The 17499-nt window shown below is 71.5% G+C and carries 15 protein-coding genes and 1 riboswitch; of the genes, 9 read left to right on the top strand and 6 right to left on the bottom strand.

Features of this window, described 5'->3' with window-relative positions:
• Nucleotides 1–4: 4 nt before the first annotated feature.
• Nucleotides 5–1168, bottom strand: coding sequence for a glycosyltransferase family 2 protein (locus IF46_RS0116690; RefSeq protein WP_084597938.1), 1164 nt, complete (start codon nucleotides 1166–1168; stop codon nucleotides 5–7).
• A gap of 288 nt (nucleotides 1169–1456) precedes the next feature.
• Between IF46_RS0116690 and IF46_RS0116685 the strand changes: the two genes are divergently transcribed.
• The 5 genes from IF46_RS0116685 (at nucleotide 1457) to IF46_RS0116665 (ending at nucleotide 6420) form a co-directional block, all read left to right on the top strand.
• Nucleotides 1457–2647, top strand: coding sequence for an acyltransferase family protein (locus tag IF46_RS0116685; RefSeq protein ID WP_084597931.1), 1191 nt, complete (start codon nucleotides 1457–1459; stop codon nucleotides 2645–2647).
• A 93-nt stretch (nucleotides 2648–2740) separates the two neighbouring features.
• Nucleotides 2741–3145, top strand: coding sequence for a hypothetical protein (locus IF46_RS0116680; RefSeq protein ID WP_030489273.1), 405 nt, complete (start codon nucleotides 2741–2743; stop codon nucleotides 3143–3145).
• A gap of 131 nt (nucleotides 3146–3276) precedes the next feature.
• A complete protein-coding gene (locus tag IF46_RS0116675; RefSeq protein ID WP_030489272.1) occupies nucleotides 3277–4047 on the top strand; it encodes a hypothetical protein in 771 nt (256 codons plus the stop codon).
• Nucleotides 4048–4331: 284 nt separating this feature from the next.
• Nucleotides 4332–4473, top strand: a riboswitch (cyclic di-AMP (ydaO/yuaA leader).
• 231 nt (nucleotides 4474–4704) lie between these two features.
• On the top strand, nucleotides 4705–5553 hold the full coding sequence (locus IF46_RS0116670; RefSeq protein WP_030489271.1) for a C39 family peptidase: 849 nt from the start codon (nucleotides 4705–4707) through the stop codon (nucleotides 5551–5553).
• A gap of 120 nt (nucleotides 5554–5673) precedes the next feature.
• Nucleotides 5674–6420, top strand: coding sequence for an alpha/beta fold hydrolase (locus tag IF46_RS0116665; protein WP_030489270.1), 747 nt, complete (start codon nucleotides 5674–5676; stop codon nucleotides 6418–6420).
• Nucleotides 6421–6424: 4 nt separating this feature from the next.
• Here IF46_RS0116665 and IF46_RS0116660 read toward each other — a convergent pair whose 3' ends face one another.
• From IF46_RS0116660 to IF46_RS0116645, 4 genes are all read right to left on the bottom strand, one after another.
• Nucleotides 6425–8095 carry a CDP-glycerol glycerophosphotransferase family protein gene (locus IF46_RS0116660; protein ID WP_030489269.1) on the bottom strand — a complete coding sequence of 557 codons (1671 nt, stop codon included), beginning with the start codon at nucleotides 8093–8095 and terminating at the stop codon, nucleotides 6425–6427.
• A 33-nt stretch (nucleotides 8096–8128) separates the two neighbouring features.
• Nucleotides 8129–9646, bottom strand: coding sequence for a bifunctional cytidylyltransferase/SDR family oxidoreductase (locus tag IF46_RS0116655; RefSeq protein WP_030489268.1), 1518 nt, complete (start codon nucleotides 9644–9646; stop codon nucleotides 8129–8131).
• Nucleotides 9647–9793: 147 nt separating this feature from the next.
• On the bottom strand, nucleotides 9794–10570 hold the full coding sequence (locus IF46_RS0116650; RefSeq protein WP_036392324.1) for an ABC transporter ATP-binding protein: 777 nt from the start codon (nucleotides 10568–10570) through the stop codon (nucleotides 9794–9796).
• Between the two features lie 34 nt (nucleotides 10571–10604).
• Nucleotides 10605–11498 (bottom strand): ABC transporter permease, encoded by an 894-nt coding sequence (locus tag IF46_RS0116645; RefSeq protein ID WP_030489266.1) that lies wholly within the window; start codon nucleotides 11496–11498, stop codon nucleotides 10605–10607.
• Between the two features lie 179 nt (nucleotides 11499–11677).
• Here IF46_RS0116645 and IF46_RS0116640 point away from each other — a divergent pair, with 179 nt between their 5' ends.
• The 3 genes from IF46_RS0116640 (at nucleotide 11678) to IF46_RS0116630 (ending at nucleotide 16625) form a co-directional block, all read left to right on the top strand.
• Entirely contained in the window at nucleotides 11678–12316 is a 639-nt protein-coding gene (locus IF46_RS0116640) for a TetR/AcrR family transcriptional regulator (RefSeq protein WP_030489265.1), read from the top strand.
• 131 nt (nucleotides 12317–12447) lie between these two features.
• The gene (locus IF46_RS0116635; RefSeq protein ID WP_157563099.1) at nucleotides 12448–14577 is read left to right on the top strand and encodes a DUF6077 domain-containing protein; all 2130 of its coding nucleotides are present in this window, start codon (nucleotides 12448–12450) and stop codon (nucleotides 14575–14577) included.
• A gap of 290 nt (nucleotides 14578–14867) precedes the next feature.
• Nucleotides 14868–16625 (top strand): CDP-glycerol glycerophosphotransferase family protein, encoded by a 1758-nt coding sequence (locus IF46_RS0116630; RefSeq protein WP_030489263.1) that lies wholly within the window; start codon nucleotides 14868–14870, stop codon nucleotides 16623–16625.
• A 55-nt stretch (nucleotides 16626–16680) separates the two neighbouring features.
• Here IF46_RS0116630 and IF46_RS0116625 read toward each other — a convergent pair whose 3' ends face one another.
• Nucleotides 16681–17019, bottom strand: a complete 339-nt coding sequence (locus tag IF46_RS0116625; protein WP_030489262.1) for a DUF952 domain-containing protein — start codon at nucleotides 17017–17019, stop codon at nucleotides 16681–16683.
• Between the two features lie 114 nt (nucleotides 17020–17133).
• Between IF46_RS0116625 and IF46_RS0116620 the strand changes: the two genes are divergently transcribed.
• Nucleotides 17134–17445 (top strand): hypothetical protein, encoded by a 312-nt coding sequence (locus tag IF46_RS0116620; protein ID WP_030489261.1) that lies wholly within the window; start codon nucleotides 17134–17136, stop codon nucleotides 17443–17445.
• The last annotated feature ends 54 nt before the right edge of the window (nucleotides 17446–17499 follow it).

Genomic DNA, 17499 nt, shown 5'->3' with positions numbered 1-17499 from the left:
GCGATCACGGCAGGCGGCCACCGGCCAGCGCATCGCGCAGCTCCGGGGCGAGCCCACCGTCGCGCATCGTCGCGGTGCCCACCGTTCGGGCCGGGTCCTCGTCGGCGGCGGCCGAACCGGGGTCGGCGCCACCCACCAGGCCGGGCCGACGCAGGCGTCCAGCGACCCGGTGGGCCTGGCGCAGTGCCGAGTACGCCAACCAGTCACCCCGCCCGACGAGGCGGTGCTTGAGGCCGGTCACGCCCGCCGGCAGCGGGTAGCCGGCGGTGGGCAGGTACCGACGGTAGTGCGCGGCGGCCCGGTGGAAGAAGTCGCGCCGCAGGTGTGGGTGCAGTCGGCCGTCGTTGCCCACCACCACCAGGTAGTGGCTGATCATCAGCTCGAACAGTTCGGCCTGCAACCGCTCGTCCGGGTGCTTGCGCGCGACCCAGTCCATCAGCCGCTCGTACTGGGCGAAGGCGTCGAAGTGCCGGCCGCTGCGGGTGGAGGTGATTGCGCCCTGTCGGCCCTGGCGGTACAGGTAGCAGACCCGGTCCAGCACGGAGATCTTCTCGGCCCCGATCAGCAGGGGGTGGCTGAACGGGATGTCCTCGTACCAGCCGGGGAAGAAGCGCAGCTCCAGCTCGTCTATGAAGTCGCGGCGGACCACCTTGTTCCAGGCGGTGTGCTGCACCCGCAGCAGTTGCGGCTGGTCGGCCAGCCGGGTCACGTCGGGAATCCCGCGCAGCAGCGGGCTGCTCGCGTCGATCTCCCGCCGGCCGTCGTCGTACACCCGGAGGTGGTCGAGCATCAGCACGTCGGGCTGGTGCTGGCGCAGCCGGTCCAGCACCGCCGCGATCGTGCCCGGCGGCAACCAGTCGTCGCTGTCGATGAACCAGACGTACCGGCCGGTGGCCACGTCGAGCCCGGCGTTGCGGGCCAGCCCCAGACCCACGTTGCTGCTCAGGTGCACCACGCGTACGCCGTCGCGGCCGAGCGCGTACGAGCGGAGCATGTCACCGCAGCCGTCCGGGGAGGCGTCGTCGACGGCGATCAGCTCGACCGCGTCCGACTCGCCGGCGGGGATGTCGGCCCGGATCGACTCGAGGCACTGGTACAGGTACGCCTCGACGCCGTAGACGGGCACGACGATGCTCAGCAGCGGTGCGTGCGTCGGCTCATTGACCACGTCCGCCACCTTCGACGACCCGAGTGGCCGGCCCCGGAACCTGGCGTTGCCGCCGATGGTGGAGTCTCTGAACTCCCGCCGAGCGGAAGGTTAACGCCGACCGGCGGCGGTTCCAGTCCGCAGAGGTCTGGGCGGGTGGGATGCGTCCGGTTCACCCGGGAGTCACCCGGTAAGGTGCCTCGGGCCGGCCCTGCGGGGCCGTCGCGGGCGTCGCCGTCGCGCCGTCCGACGCCGCGCCGAGGAGGATACGACCGTGCTGGTGACCCTGCCGAGCGTGGCGTTCCCGGCATGACGAGCACCGCCGCCGGTTCGGCCGTCCGGCCCGCACCCGCCCCACCCCGGTTGCCCTCGCTGACCGGGCTGCGCTGGATCGCCGCCCTGCTGGTCTTCGGGTTTCACGCGGGGACGATGCGGATCATCGTCGAGCCGGACTACAAGGCCGTGGTCGACGCGATGTTCACCCTCGGCCTCTCCGGAGTGCAGTTCTTCTTCATTCTCAGCGGTTTCGTGCTGGTCTGGTCGGCGCGCGAGGGCGACTCTCGGCGTACCTTCTGGCGGCGACGAATCGCCAAGATCTACCCGAACCACCTGGTGCTGTGGGGGGCGGCGCTGATTGTCGCCTGGTGGTTCGCGGACCCGGTCCTGCCGGCGGCCGCCCTGGAGAACCTGCTGCTGTTGCAGGCCTGGGATCCCCGACCGGGCTGGTTCTACAGCATCAACACCGTCAGTTGGTCGCTCTCCTGCGAGTTCTTCTTCTACCTCTGTCTGCCGCTGGCGCTGCCGCTGCTGCGTCGGGCCCGGCCGAAGCTGCTCTGGGCGCTGATCGTCGCGTTGCCGCTGCTGATCCTCGCGCTCTGGCCGGCCCAGGAGTTGGTGCCGGAGGTGAGTCGGTGGTGGTTCACCCAGGTCTTCCCGCCGGTGCGGTCGCTGGAGTTCTGGCTGGGCGCGGTGGCGGCCGAGTTGATGCGCCGAGGGCTCTGGCGCGGTCCCAATCTGAGCGTGGCCAGTGGGATCTTCCTGGCTACCTGGGTGGCGGCCGCGCAGTGGATCCGCGCCGAGCTGTGGACCACGCTGCTCGCGGTCGCGTACCTGTTGGTGATCGCCGCCGCCGCCGACGCGGACGTGCGGGGTCAGCGCTCACCGTGGCGGTCCCGGCCGTTGGTCTGGCTCGGTGAGGTCTCCTTCGCCTTCTACCTGGTCCACGTCCTGGTGATGACGAGCGTGCTGCGCTGGAGCGGGCACTGGGGGACCGGCTTCACGGGTTGGCGCGGCCCGGCCGTGGTGCTCGGCTTCCTGGTGGTGAACCTGCTCCTCGCCGGGCTGCTGCACCGCTTCGTCGAGACCCCGATGATGCGCCGACTCGCGCCGCGCCGCGCGGCCCGCCCCACGCCCGTCCCCCGACAACGCACGGCAGACCCGCAAGCCGCCAGCGAGGCCGGTCAGGCCGGCAGTCGAGCACCGTACGTCGACTCGCGCTGACACCGTCCACCCTGGTCAACGGGGTCGGCGCGGCGCGATCCGACACGCCCGTGGTCGGTGTGCCGGGGTCGGCGCGGACGGTAGCGTGGGGACGTGCTTCCGGTCGCGTTCACCTGTCCGCTGTGGTGGGTGGCGCGCTGGGCGACGCGGGTGCTGACCAGCCTCGCCGTCGTCGCGGCCCTGGCGCTCGGCGCAGGCCCGGCCACGGCCGCCGCGCCCACGCCCAGCCCGGTGCCGGCCTCCTTCGCTGTCGGGCCGCTGGTGACCTCCTGCCCGCACACCGAGGCGTACGGTGCGCCACGCTCGGCGGCGGCGATCCCGTCGGAGGCCGCCGAGGATTCCGCCCTCGCCTGGTCGGTCGACGCATCGGCGACGCTCCCCGGCGACCAGGGCGCCATCGCGGCCGGCGTGCTGCCGGTGCGCGCGGCCGAGTCGGACCGGCGGCCCCTCCTCGACGTTGCGAGCGGCCGCGCGCCGCGGGCCCCACCCGGTCGCTGAGCCACCGGGACGACCGTCCCGCCGCCGTGCCCTGTCGACCCACCCACTCCGTACCCCCGCCGACCCGTGGCCACCGTGGCCCGCTGGTCGGTGCGGCCCCATCGCACTGCTCTCTCCCCGAGGTGCCGACCATGGAGACTGTCGTCTTCTACCAGTTCGTGACCGAGGTGCCGCAGGCCGCCGCCATCTGGTCGACCCTGTTCCTGCTGACCCTGGGCCTGCTCACCGTGCTGGCCGCCCGCCCCGAACGGGACCTGCCCGCGGACGACCCGCTTCCGACCGCGCCGACCGCTCGGGAGGTGGCCGCGGCCGAGGCCGTCGACAGGCAGCGGTACGCCGAGGAGGTGGCCGTCGCCGCGGCCGGCGCGGCCACGACCGCCCGGCGGCGTCGCGCCGCCTGGCTGACCGCTCAGGAGCGGATGGAACAGGCCTGGATCGGGTACGACGAGGCGGACACCGCCGCGCGTCGCTTCTCGGGTGCCGGGGCGCTGCCCACCCCGCAGACCCCGCGAACCCCCATCGAGTACGCCGCCCGGGAGCGCTATCTGCACCGCGCGGCGATGGCGGCGTACTGGCGGGGCGACCTGACCATGACGCAGCTCGGCGACGTGTTCGGGCACCGGCACGGCTGGGATCCCCGGCGACACCCGGTCGAGCAGGAGGTGCTGATCAGCCGGGTGATCCGGGACGCGCGGCTGGCCGACTACCAGGTGGCCGCCGGCCGTGAGCGGGCCGCCTGGCGGGATGCGGAGTTGGCCGCCGAGTCGGCCCGTACCCTCGCCGAGGAGGCGTACGCGGCGGCTGCCCGGCTGCGCCCGAACACGGTGCCGGTTCGCCGCAAGGTGGCCGGTGTGTGGCGTCCCGCAGTGGTGGCCCGCTGGCGCCCAGCGCGGGCGAGTTGATCCCAATCCGTGCTGTGTTCCCGGTCACGCATTGACGAAATCGGGCGTCCGGCGCGATCGGCGCGATTGTTCCCGCGATTGTGGTCACATTCTCGGCGGCCTGTCCGGTTGTCGCCCGCAGGCGTCACCGTAACCGGTTGTCCCATCGAGTCACATCATCGGCAATACGCGCAGAAATTGTTGTGCCAATTGAGGTTTGCACAGGTGAACCTGGCTTGGCAGGGCGCTGAGCGGCCAGTAGTGTCGTCCCGTCCGGTGCGGTAACCGATCGCAATAGGCGACGCCGCATCGACCCGCTTAATCGTGATCAACGAACCGGGGAACCATCAGTAAGTCCGGGGTGAATCCGCGAGCCACGGCCCGCGGTAGGGCGATCTTCCCGCCCGAATCCGTCAGCTAACCCGGTAGGCGGTGTCGGAAGGAGTCCCATCCTCGTGCAGCACCTTTCCACCCCTCGGTTGTTCCCTCGCCTCCACGGCGCGGCGGTGCACCCGCTCAATCGTCGCGTGACGGTGAGCTGACCCCCGGGTCATCGCCTTACCGCCCGGCCGCGCCGGGCGTTCCCCTGAGCGGTTCACCATCCGCGGACCACGGTCCGCGCGCTGGCGCCTGCCCGGATACCGGTCCGGCCCCGGTGTGCCGCTCTCCCCCCGATCCGTGGAGGACCCCGTGAAGCACACCCTGAAGCGTCAGCTCCGCCGCCTCGCCACCGAGCGCCCGTACCAGATCGTCGCCGCCTCGGCCGCAGCCCTCGCGATCGCCACCACCACCGGCGCCCTGCTCACCACGGCCGACGACGCCCCGGCCAGCCAGCGCACCGCGACCACGGTCGCCGAGATGCGCAGCGACGTCGCCGCTTCCGGCGTCGACGTGCAGGACGCGTCCCCCTCGGCCAGCGCCGCGCCGACCACGGCCGCCCCGGCCACCACCGCCGCGTCACCCGCCGCCAAGGCCAGCAGCAACCCGGACCTGACCCGCAAGCCGGCCCCCCCGAAGCCGCCCGCGACCAAGGTGCTCGACTACGAGTACGAGGCGCAGAACACCTACTACAACTGCGGTCCGGCAGCCACCCGTAACGCGCTCAGCGCCACCGGCATCGACCGCACCCAGGAGGAGCTCGGCGCCGAGCTGGGCACCACCGAGATGGGCACCAACTCGGCCGAGGACACCACCCGGGTGCTCAACGCCGAGGTGAAGGGCTCCCCGTACCGGACCCGGATGTTCGCCGGCGCTCCCAGCCCGGCGCAGATGGACCAGCTCCAGGCCGACGTCGTGAAGGCCGTCACCGACGGCCGGGGCGTGGTGGCCAACGTCGTCGGGGACGCCACCGACACCGACGGCGGCTGGCACTCCTACGGCGGCGGGCACTACATCGCCGTCGTGGGCTACAAGGACAACGGTCGTACGGTGCGGATCGCCGACTCGGCTAACCCGGCCGACCCGTCGTACTGGATCACCACGATCGACCTGGCCAACTGGATCGCCAGCCGGGGCTACTCCGCCTGACCCGGGCGGATGACCGCCGCGGGCGCCGTCTCCCACGAGGGGGCGGCGCCCGCGGCGTCTGTGTTCCGTGCTGCCACTCTGCTCTCGTAAACGGGCCATGAACCGTGGGAGACTGCGGCCGTGGTGGATGAATCGGGTGGTCACACCGGCCGCAGGCCGGTCCTGCTGCTGCTGCACGGCATGGGCGCGACAGGCGACGTGTGGTTGTCCTGGGCGCCGCACCTTGAGCAGCACTGGCCGGGGCGGTGGCTCGCACCGGACCTCGCCGGTCACGGCTGGGCGTCGCCGCTGCCGTCGTACTCGTTCGCGGGCTTCGCCCAGCGGGTCGCGCAGGCCCTCGCCCCCGACGACCGGCTCGTCGTGCTCGGGCACTCGCTCGGTGGGGTGGTCGGCCTGGCGCTGGCCGCCCGGAACGCCGGGACGCCTGTGGACGCGGTGGTCGGGCTGGGCATCAAGGCGCTCTGGTCACCGGCGGAGCTGGCCCGTGCCGCCGAGGTCGCCGCCCGCCCGGTGAGCTGGTTCGCCAGCCGAGCCGAGGCGGCTCGCCGCTACCTGCGCGTCTCCGGGCTGGTCGGGCTGGTCGGGCCGGACGACCCGGTCGTGGATGCCGGGCTGCGCCAGGTCGACGGCCGGTGGCGTCTCGCCATGGACCCGACCGCCTTCGCCGTCGGCGAGCCCGACCTGGCCGCGCTGCTGGCCGCGACCGACGTGCCGGTGGTGCTGGCACGCGGGGAACACGACCCGATGGTCACCGACGAGCAGCTCAAGGAGTACGGCGTACCGGTCGCCACGCTGCCCGGTCTCGGGCACAACGCGCACGTGGAGGACCCGGCGGCGGTGTTGGCGCTGCTCGACCCGTACCGCTGAGCGACTATGCCGGCGCGGACGCGGTGAGTGTCTGCGCGGGCGTCAGCTCCTGGCGGGCGGCGGTCAGGAACGCATCGGCGTACGACTCGGCCGGGAAGTCGCCCAGGTAGCGGCGGCGGGTGGCCCAGCGGGCCTCGGCCAGCGGGTCGGTGTCCAGCAGCGCGGTCAGCACGTCGTCCACGTTGGACATGTCCCGCCGCAGGACGTAACCCGACCCGGCCAACGGGAAGCGCTCGGTGAACCGGTCACCCGCGTCACCCATGTCGGTGACCGCGTACGGCTTGCCGGAGTAGAGGTAATCCGAGATCACCCCGGACACGTCGGAGACCAGCGCGTCGGAGGAGTTGACGCACTCGGTCAGGCTCAGCTCCCGAGCCGCCGCCCCGACCACGTGCTGGCGGCCGGTGCGGGCCCGGTCGGCGACGAGCAGCTCGGTCAGGCGGCCCAGCTGGCGGGCCGATGCCGGGTTCTGCGCGGTGTACGGGTGGGCCCGCAGGATCACCGTCGCTCCGCGCTCCAGCAGCCGGCGCAGCAGCCCTTCGGCCACCGGCAGCGAGCAGTAGTCGGCGTCGGCGTGGTGCCCGGTCCAGGTCGGGGTGTACAGCACCGTCGGGTGCGCCAACCCCCGCGCCGGCTCCGGGCGTACCTCGATCGACTCGACCTGCGGGCGACCGACCACCACGAACTTCTCCGCCGGGATCCGCACCCCGGCGCGGGCGTACCTCTCGATCGCCGCCGGCCCGGCCACGAAGATCCGGTCGAAGATCCCCGACACCGGGTTGGCGCTCGGCGCCTTGTCGCTGTCGCCGTGGTGCAGCTGAACGTGGGTGAGCTGGGTGAAGCGGACGCAGTGGCTGTTCTTCGCCCCGTGGTTGACGTAGAACGCCACCCGCAGGCTCGGCACCAACGCCTCGTCCATCGTCTTCAGGGTGGGGCAGTAGACCACCGGCGCGTCGGTGGCCGCCGCGATCGGGGCCAGGAACTCCGGCTCGCGCAGCACGATCAGGAACGGCCGACCGATCCGTTGCAGGTACGGCAGCCACATGGTGACCTGGTATTCCGACCCGGGCGGCGCGGAGAAGTAGAGCAGGAACTCCGGCTGGTGTCGGCGCAGCGCCCGGGCCACCGGCCCGCCGCCGACCTGGGGTCGGAACCGCCGCCGGGCCAGGTCCAGGGCCACCGCCCCGGCGCCCGCCCCCACCAGCAGGCTGACGGCCAGCGCCACGCCGGCCGGTAGGGCGAGCGCGGCGGCGAGCGCCACCGCGGCGAGCAGCCCGAGCAGGGCGGTGCCGAGCCGGTCGGCGATCAGCGGCGTCCAGGCGCGGACCGGCAGATTGGCCGCCCGGATCTCCAGGTTGCCGGCGGTGCGCAGGGGCCCCACCAGCAGCACCAGCCCCAGTAGAACCAACCCGGTGGCGACAAGCGCGAGGTCGAGCCCGTCGTCCAGTCGCCGGGAGTAGCCGACCAGGATCGCGGCGGCGATCAACGTCGTCTCGGCCACGAGGTCAGCGCTGGGCCGGATCCGCTGCTCGGCGGCGCAGGCGGCCAGCGCGGCGACGGCCAGCGCCAGCCCCCAGCCGGTGGCGCCGCTGAGCGCCAGCACGACAAAGGCCAGCACCGCCAACCCGGTGGTCAGACACCGGGCAGCCAGCTTTCGGACCAGGTCGCCGCGCATGTCGCTCCGTTCGTGGTTCCGCAGCCGTCGGCGTCAGTTCAGGGACGTCGCGGCGGCCGGCGCGTCGAGGAGACCCGGCCCGGACTGGGCTGGCACGGTCGGCGTGGGCCCGTCCCCGGGCGCCCGGCGTACGTCGATCACCTGACCGGTCAGGTCGGAGATCAGCACGTCAAGTGACGACTGCGCCACGGCCTCCGCGGCGAGCAGGGTGTGCTCCGGCTCGTCGCCGAAGGCCCGCGTGCGCATCGGGGTCGCGGTGCGCTCCGGGTTGATGCAGTTGACCCGGACGCCGACGTCGGCCCACTCGTCGGCGAGCGCCTGGGTGAGGTTGACCAGAGCGGCCTTGGTGGCCGAGTAGAGCGCGTAGCGGGCCCGACCCCGGGTGTACGAGCTGGAGGTGTAGAGCAGCAGTTGGCCCTTGGTCTGCTGGAGATACGGAAGGGCCTGGCGGGCGATGGTCACCGGGCCGACGAAGTTGACCTGGAGCAGCCGGTCCATGGTCTCCTCGTCCATCTCGGCGAGGGCGCCCTTCTCCAGGATGCCGGCGGTGACCACCACGTGGTCGATCCGGCCGGTGGCCTCGAAAGCGGTCGTCAACGCGGCCTTGACGTCCTCGGCCCGCTCCACGTGGGTGCCCGTGCTGGAACGGCTGAACGGGAAGACCTGGGCGCCGTAGCGCCGGGCCAGCTCGGTCAGCTCGTGACCGATGCCGTAGCTGCCGCCGAACACAACGATGGTGCGGCCGGTCAGCTCCTCGCTGTAGCTGCGGTGGTCGGTCAACCGGGGCGCCTGCGCCGCGGCGAGCTGGAAGAGCTTGTCCGCCAGGTGCACGTCGACCGGGTGGGTGACCTTGATGTTCTCGTCCGAGCCGTCGATCACCTTGATCGGGGTGCCGGGCAGGTAACGCAGCACCACGCCGCAGTCGTCGGTGGCGGCGAAGTCCGGGTCGTCCTCGGCGATCCGGTACGCCTCCCGGATGGTGGGGGAGCGGAACGCCTGTGGGGTCTGCCCGCGACGCAGCCGGGAGCGCACCGGAATGTCGGTGATGCAGTCGTTCTCGTCGACCTGGATGATCGTGTCCGCGGACGGGATGGCCACGTCGACGGCGTCGTAGGTCCAGAGCGCGTTGACGCACTCGCGCACGATCCGGCCGCTGAGCAGCGGGCGTACCGCGTCGTGGAAGAGGATGTTGCAGTCCTGCGGGCCGACCGCGTCCAGCGCGATCCGGGTGGTGGCGTTGCGGGTGTCGCCGCCCTCGATCACCTTGGTGACCTTGCGCAGGCCGGCCTTCTCGACGATCTGCTGGGCGTCGTCGACGTGCCCGGCCGCCATCAGCACGATGATCTCGTCGATCTCCGGTGCCGCCTCGAAGACCGCCAGGGTGTGCTCGATGATCGGCTTACCGGCGATCTTCAGCAGCTGCTTCGGGATGCCGAGGCCCAACCGGGTCCCGGTGCCGCCGGCCAGAACCACCGCCACTGTCCGCGAGGGCCGCCACGGCGTCGGGGTCTCCGCTTCGGCGTCCGGGCCAGTGGTCTGGTCCTGCGTCATTGCCGGATCCTCACTCTCTTCGGATGCGTTAACGGAAGGTTCCGCCGGGGCGGCGACGGAATGAACCTTAACGCGCGGACCGCGCCGCCCCCACGCGGGCGACGCGGTCCCCAGGTGCTGTGTCGATGCCGGACGTTCGCCGGAACCCTACTTGCTGTTCGCGTACGCCTCGTACGCCCGGATGACCTCGTCGGTGGGGCCATCCATCCGGATGAGGCCCGATTCCAGCCAGATCGTCCGTTCGCAGGTGTCGCGTACCGAGGAGAGCTGGTGGCTGACCAGGAACACCGTGCCGGCGCCTTCCCGCAGCTCCCGCACCCGCTGCTCGCTGCGCTTACGGAAGCCCTTGTCGCCGGTGGCGAGCGCCTCGTCGATGAGCAGCACGTCGTGCTTCTTGGCGGCGGCGATGGAGAACCGCAGCCGGGCCGCCATACCGGACGAGTACGTCCGCATCGGCAGGCTGGCGAAGTCACCCCGCTCGTTGATGCCGGAGAAGTCGATGATCCCCGCGGCCTGCTTGGCCACGTCGTCGGGGTGCATGCCCATGGCCAGGCACCCGAGGACGACGTTGCGCTCCCCGGAGAGGTCGTTGAGCAGGGCGGCGTTCACGCCCAGCAGCGACGGCTGCCCCTGGGTGTGGATGGCGCCCCGGTTGACCGGCAGCAGGCCGGCGATGGCCCGCAGAATTGTGGACTTGCCGGAGCCGTTGCTGCCGATCAGCCCGATCGCCTCACCCCGGTACGCGGTGAAGGAGACACCCTTGACCGCGTGCACCTCCCGGACGTTCGGCGCGTGGGTGCGCTTGACCAGCCGGCGCAGCGCGGCCACCGGCGTGGTGCCACCGGCGGCACCCTGGTGCACCCGGTAGATGATGTGCGCGTCGTCCACGACCACGGTCGGGATGCGCTCCTGCGTCTGGGTCATCGTCGCGCTCGCCTCGGTGGGGGCGTCGAAGTGGTCAGCCACGGCCGTACTCCTGTTCGCCGCGCCAGAAGTAGATGAAACCGCCGATGCCGGCCACCAGCGCCCAACCGGCGCCGACCAGCCAGAGCTGGGTCAGCGACTCGTTGAGCAGCGGTGCCTTCTCCAGCAGCGTGTACCGCGCAAGCTCGATGTAGACCAGCAGCGGGTTGTACTGGACCAGCGTCGTCGCCCAACTGGGCAGCCGCTCGAACAGGCTGACGCTGTAGAGGACGCCGGAGCCGTACATCCAGGTGCGCATGATGAACGGCATGACCTGCTTCAGGTCGCTCGACTTGGAGCCCAACCGGGCCACCACCAGCACCACCCCGGCGTTGAACACCGCCTGCAGGAACAGGGCCGGCACCAGCAGCAACCACTCCCAGGTGAGCGGCTCGCCGGTGGCCAGCACGATGCCGATCAGCACCACCATCGAGGCCAGCAGTTGCTGGAACTGGGTGAGGGTCGTCGACAGCGGCAGGCTGGCCCGGGGGAAGTGCAGCGCCCGGATCAGCCCCAGGTTGCTGCTGATCGACTGGGTGCCGGCCAGGACCGCGCTCTGGGTGAAGTTGAAGATGAACAGCCCAGTGGTCAGGTACGCGATGTAGTTCGGAATCTCGTTCTGACTCAGCACCACCCCGAAGATCAGGTAGTAGACCGCCGCGTTGGTGAGCGGGGTGAGCACCTGCCAGAGCTGACCCAGCTTGGCGTTGCTGTACGAAGCGACGAGCTTGGCGTTGGCGTACGCGGCGATGAAGTGCCGGTAGGCCCATAGTCGGCGGCTGTACTCGACGAGGCTGGGTCGCTCACCGGCGACCCGAAGCCCGTGCCGAGCGGCCAGCTGCGCCTGGGTCAGGCCCGTGTCGGGGTCGACCAGCGCGGTGGTGGCCATGGAAATGGCGCTCCGATCTTTCGTGCAGACGGGGTTGCTCGCGACGATCGAATCCTAGTGGGAAATGCGCGCGGGGCGTCGCCTCGTCGCTGCGAGGACAGTAGTCCGAAACACGTCGGGACGCAACCGTACCGTCGTTGCGCTACGCTAGCCGGCGTGACCTGCGATGAGAGCCCTCGATGACGACCGAGAAGCGGCGGGCCCCGGCCGGGGCGGCGGTGCTGCGCGACGAGATCACCACGGCGATCCGCCGTGCGCTGATGCAGGAGCTCGCGGCGGTCGGCTACGGCCGGCTCTCCATCGAGGCGGTGGCCCGACGGGCCGGCGTCAGCAAGACGGCGATCTACCGACGGTGGAGCTCGAAGCTGGAGCTGGTGCTGGAGATCGTCGCCGCGGCGGCGCACGGCAAACTCCCCGCCCTGGACACCGGCAGCCTGCGCGGTGATCTCGCGCTGCTGTTCCAGGTGGTGGCCCATGCGCTACGTCACCCGCTGGCGTCGCAGATCATCCCGGACCTGCTGGCCGAGGCGGCCCGCAACCCCAGCATCGACGCGACCCTGCGCCAGCTGCTGCACACCCGGCAGCAGGAGATCGGCGGCCACCTGGTCACCCGTGCCGTGCGGCGCGGCGAACTGCCCGCCGACACCGAGCTGGACGCCGCCATCGACCTCATCGTGGGCCCGCTCTACTGGCGGCTCGCCATCGCCCGCCTACCGCTCACCGACGACTACCTCGACAACCTGGTCGAATCCGTGGCCGCCGGACTCGGCGCCGACAGCGCCGTACCCCGGCCCCGGGCAGCGTCCGTCGGCGGCTGACCAGGCCCGCGACACCCGCTGTACGCGGAACCGGATCTTCAATTCGTCTCCGCTAAGCTCCGATGACACTCGGCCGTCACCACGCCGACACCTCTCCTCGCCTTTGATCCGCCGGACGACAAGGACGCCCCGTGACGAAAGTGGACGACGTTGTTGTGGCACCCACGCCCACCGAGCGTAGCGACGGTACGAGCGCCCCTCGGGCCGCAGCCGGCGGTGGCTTGATCCGGCGGCTCAACGCCGGGGTGGCCGCCGCGCCCGTCGTCCTGACCGACGCGGCGATCGCCGGCTTCGCCCTGTGGACGTTGCTGTACCACCTCAACCTGGCCCTGGACCTGCGTCCCTCCGTCGTCTTCGCCGCGTGGGTCGTCGCCGTGGTGATCGCGGTGGCCGTTGGCTGGCGGTTGCGCTCGCGTCGCAGGGTCGAGGAGCAGATCCCGTCCGCCGCGGAGCCTGAGTCGGCGACGGCCGGCCTCGGCTGGCCGGCGTTGCTGCGTCGGTACGCGCTTCCGGTCGGTGCGGCCCTCGGCGCGGGGCTGCTCGCGTCGTTCGGCACCGATTCGCTCACCTGGTGGTTGGCGATCGCCCTCGGAGTGGTCGCGGTCGTCTCCACGTGGACGTCACTGCGAGGCGGGATGCCCGGCGGCAGCGCCTCCGTGGGCGCCGGCTCCGCGACCGGCGGCCCGACGACCACGCCGTTGCAGGGCTACGTGGTGCTCGCCGTGTCGTTGGCCGGCGCGTACTACGCGACGCTGCTCACCCGGGTCTCCCTCGACGATGTCTTCTACGTCGGTAAGTCGGTCTGGGTGGCCGAACGCGACCAGATTCCGTTCCGGGACTTCCTCTTCACCGAGGGTGCCCTCCCCGGCGGGTCGGCCAACCCGCCGATCCCCTCGTTCGAGGTGTTCATCGGTGCGCTGGCCCGTGTCCTGCACGTGCACGCGGCCTCGGTGACCTGGTACCTCATGCTGCCGTTGCTGGCCGTCTTCGTGATCTTCGCGTTGTGGCGGCTGGTCCTGCGCTGGGCGCCGCGGCGTCCGCTGCTGGTCTTCGGCGTGGCCCTGGCGTACATCCTGTTGGTGGCCGGCTCGCCGGACGTGTTGAACACCTACCACCTGCCGCGGCTGACGCAGGGCAAGAGCGTCTTCGTGCACGGGCTCGTCCCGCTGGCCTGGGTGTACCTCACCGATTACCTGGAGACGCGGTCCCGGCGTGCCCTCGGCCTGCTCGCGCTGCTGTCCGTCGCCGCTGTCGGCCTGACCACGACCGCGGTCATCCTGCTGCCACTGCTGGCGGCGACGGCCGCGGCGATGCTGCTGGTCATGCGCCGTCCACGGGAGGCGGCCCTGTGCTTCGCCGCCGCGGCGGCGTACCCGCTCCTGTCCGCTCTGCTCACCCGGCTGACCACGAGCGGCCTCGACAACGTGATCGCCACGTACGCCGAGGTGCTGCCGCCGCGCGAGATCTACGGGTTGAGCCTGTGGCTCGGCGTGCTCGGCGTCATCGCCGGGGTGGCCATGTGGGCCTCGCCGCTGCTGCTGCGGCCGGGAGTCCCGCGCCTGCTGAGCGCCAGCGCCGCGCTGAGCGTGACGGTCCTGCTCATCCCGGGTGTCCTGGTGCTGGGCGCTGACCTGAGTGGGCTCGCGGCGGTGCTCTGGCGGGTGCCCTGGATCGTGCCGCTGCCCATGCTCGTCGGCCTGCTCGCGGTGATCAAGCTGCCGCGGCTCGCCGTGGCGAACCGGGTGCTCGCCTTCGGGCTGCCGGTCGCCCTGGTGCTCGCCTTCTACAGCCTGGGCGCGCCAATGTGGACGGGCATCGTCGTCGCGGACAAGCCGAGTTGGCGCCTTCCGGAAACCCGGAAGAACGTGACCTTCTGGATCACCAAGCAGGACCTGCCGGCCGGCCTGGTACTGGCCCCGACCTCGGTCATGCGGGCGATGCCCCAGGTCACCACGCGGGTTCGGGTGGTCATGGCACGGGACCTCTACCTCACCGACTACGGCATGCAGACCCAGTTCGCCACGGATCGGCTGCTGCTGGGCAGGTTCGCCGACGGCAGCGACCCGGTCCCCTCCGTTCCCGAGGTCGCCGCCGCGCTGGACCGCGTCGACGTGAGCGCGGTCTGCCTGTGGAGAACCAACACGATCGCCAATGACGCCGCGCCGGCGCTCGGTCTGGTTCCCGTCGCCTCGCGTAAATCTCCGGGCGGCATGATCTGCTACCGCACCACGGCGTCTGGATCGACCACCAGCGGGGGCTGAGCAGCGAAAACAGCGGTGTGCGGGGCGGTTCGGTTGGACAGCCGAGCCGCCCCGCGACCCGTTCGGGGGGAACGCGGAGGGCTTTTGACCGAAATGTCGTCGATACCCACGTGCTACCTCTCTGCCCTCTCGCGTTAAGGTCGCAGTCACACGCTGGAGGCCGGCCCACGGGACATCGGGCTGCTGCGCGGCGCACCATGTCGGCTCGGTTCGCCCGCGTTCCCGACGCCCCCAGGCGTCGGGACCACCCGCCCCGAGCCGGTCATCAACCTCGTAGGGAGCGAAACTCGTTGTTCGGCACGTTGACAGGACGCCTCGGAGTGGCCGCCCAGAGTGCGCTACTGGTACTGGCCTACCTGGTCATGCTCGTCAGTGGCGTATTCGGCTGGATCGGCTTGTTCGCCGTCGCCGGATTGGCCGCCATCATCGGCGAGTTCGCCGTCGCCCGCTGGTCACCCCCGTCGCAGTTGCTGTTGGAGAAGGTGGGCCTGCACTGGTCGTACCGACAGCTGACCCGCGACCTCGCCGCCGTGCTGCTGGTCGCCGCCGAGGTGCGGCTCAGCGGCGAGGAGTTGACCCTGCTGCTGGCGCTGCCGGCCGCGGTGTGGGTCGTGTCGGTCTTCGCCGGGGCGTTCTCCACCATGATCGAGCGTCGTAACCCGTTCTCCGCCATGGTGCGCAACATCGAGTTGGGTCCACTGTCCGGTGCCCCCCAGCCGCCCGCCTGGGCGGCGGCGGTCGCCGGTGACCGGATGCCCCTGCTCAACCTGCTGCTGGTGCCGGCGGCCGTGGCCGCCGCGGTGCAGCACGATCCGACGCCGTTCTTCGTCGCCGCCGCGGTGGCGGTCGCGGCGACCGGTGTGGTGGGCGCCATCATCGCGCTGACCTGGCTCCGGGGCCGGGGTGCGGGGCAGGACCCGCTGCTGCCGGCGGTCCAGCGTTGGCTGGACACCCACCGGCCCGAGGTGGCGCTCTACTTCGCCGGCCCGGCCAAGGACGTCTACCAGGCGAACATGTGGCTCGCCCCGACCGAGGCGCTCCAGCAGCGCGCGGTGGTGCTGATGCGCAACCGGGAGGCGTTCCTGGAGTTGGCCGACACGCGGCTGCCGGTGATCTGCGTACCGGCCGGGGTCGACTTCATGAACCTCGACCTCGGCGGCATCCGCGCGGCGCTCTACTCCGCAAACGTCGGCGCGAACATCCACATGCTGCGCGAGCCGAGCACGAAGCACGTCTTCGTCGGGCACGGCGACAGCGACAAGCAGGCCAGCGTCAACCCCTACAGCAAGGTGTACGACGAGGTCTGGGTTGCCGGCCTGGCCGGCCGGGAACGCTACGCGCGGGCCGGAGTAGGGGTCCTCGACTCGGACATCGTCGAGGTTGGCCGGCCGCAGCTCGCCGGGGTGCACACCTTCGGCGCCGAGTCGGTGGACCGCCCGTTCACCGTGCTCTACGCGCCCACCTGGGAAGGCTGGCTCGACGACGACCCGTACCACACCTCGCTGGTGCTGATGGGTGCGCGAATCGTCAAGGGGCTGCTCGCCACGAACCCTCGGGTCCGCCTGATCTACAAGCCGCACCCGCTCACCGGGTCGCGCTCCAAGGCGGCGAAGACCGTGCACGACCGGATCGTCGCCGCGATCCGCGCTGCCGGCGGCAACCCGGACGCGTCCTCACTGGACGGCACCGCGCACCTGGTGGTCACCGGCCGTACGCCGGCGCTGTTCGACTGTTTCAACCAGACCGACCTGCTGATCAGTGACGTGTCCAGTGTGGTCTCCGACTTTGTGCAGAGCCAGCGGCCGTACGTGGTGGCCAACCCGGCTGGCCTCTCCGAGGACGACTTCCGCCGCGACTATCCGACGGCTCGGGCCGCGTACCTGCTCTCCAAGGACTGCGGTGAGCTGGAGAAGATCGTCACGGTCACCCGGGCCGGCGACGACCCGATGACCGAGGCCCGCCGGGAGCTGAAGACCTACCTGCTCGGCCCCGCCGACGCGAACCCGATGGACCGGTTCCAGCAGGAGATCGACCGGCTCTGCCGCTGAGCCGCATACGGCAGCACGCGCCCGGTCCGACACTGTCGGGCCGGGCGCGACCGGGTCAGCCCAGCAGGGCGGCCACCGCGTCGGCGGCCGGAAGGTCCGCCGGCAATGCCCGCGCCGCCACCACCGCAGCGACCGGCAGCGGGCCGTACACGTGCGGGAAGAGTTGCCCGCCGCGCGACGGCTCCCACCGCAGCGCGTCACCCAGGCGCTCTTCCTCGACGCTGAGCAGGGTCAACCCGGTCGCCCCGGCGAAGTGCCGCCGTGCCGTCTCCACCACCTGGTCGCCGCCGGAGAGGTGGATGAAACCGTCGTGGCGGTCCACGGCAGAGCCGGCGAAGGCACCGGCGGCGAGGGCGTCGTCCCATTCCGCGCTGGACAGCAGCTTGTAGATCACAAGGGGCAGCCTACGGGGCTGTCGTCGGCCCGCTCGCCCGGTTTTCGCCGGTACCGCCGCGCCCGTCGCCTCCCGCCGGGCATGCTCAGGTCAAGGGCCGCGGAGGGATGGGCGATGCAGAGCTACGACGATGACTGGACCGACAGCCAGCGCGCGCTGTACGACGAGTGCTACCGGGCCGGCGGCGAGTGGGCCGAGGATCCGGACACTCCGTCCGACGACGTACAGCATGTGATCAACCTGGCCGAGGCGGACGATGATGCCTTCCAGGATGCCGAGATCGACTATCCACCCCTGGTCGACGCGGTGACCCAGGCCAGCGGGGTCACCGTCACCAGCGTGCCGGCCAGCCACGAGGACCCGGGTTTTCGCGGGTTCACCGACGGCGTCCGGGACGCCATCGCCGACGACACCTTCGGCCTGTGACCCGCGTATTCGGTCGGTAGCCCGCCCAGCGCGGGCGGGCGGCCTCCCGGTCTG

Origin of the sequence: Micromonospora chokoriensis (genome assembly GCF_000718555.1) — a bacterium.
Classification (GTDB): Bacteria; Actinomycetota; Actinomycetes; order Mycobacteriales; family Micromonosporaceae; genus Micromonospora; species Micromonospora chokoriensis_B.
Note: the sequence above shows the minus strand (reverse complement) of the source record. Positions and strands in the feature narration are given on the sequence as shown.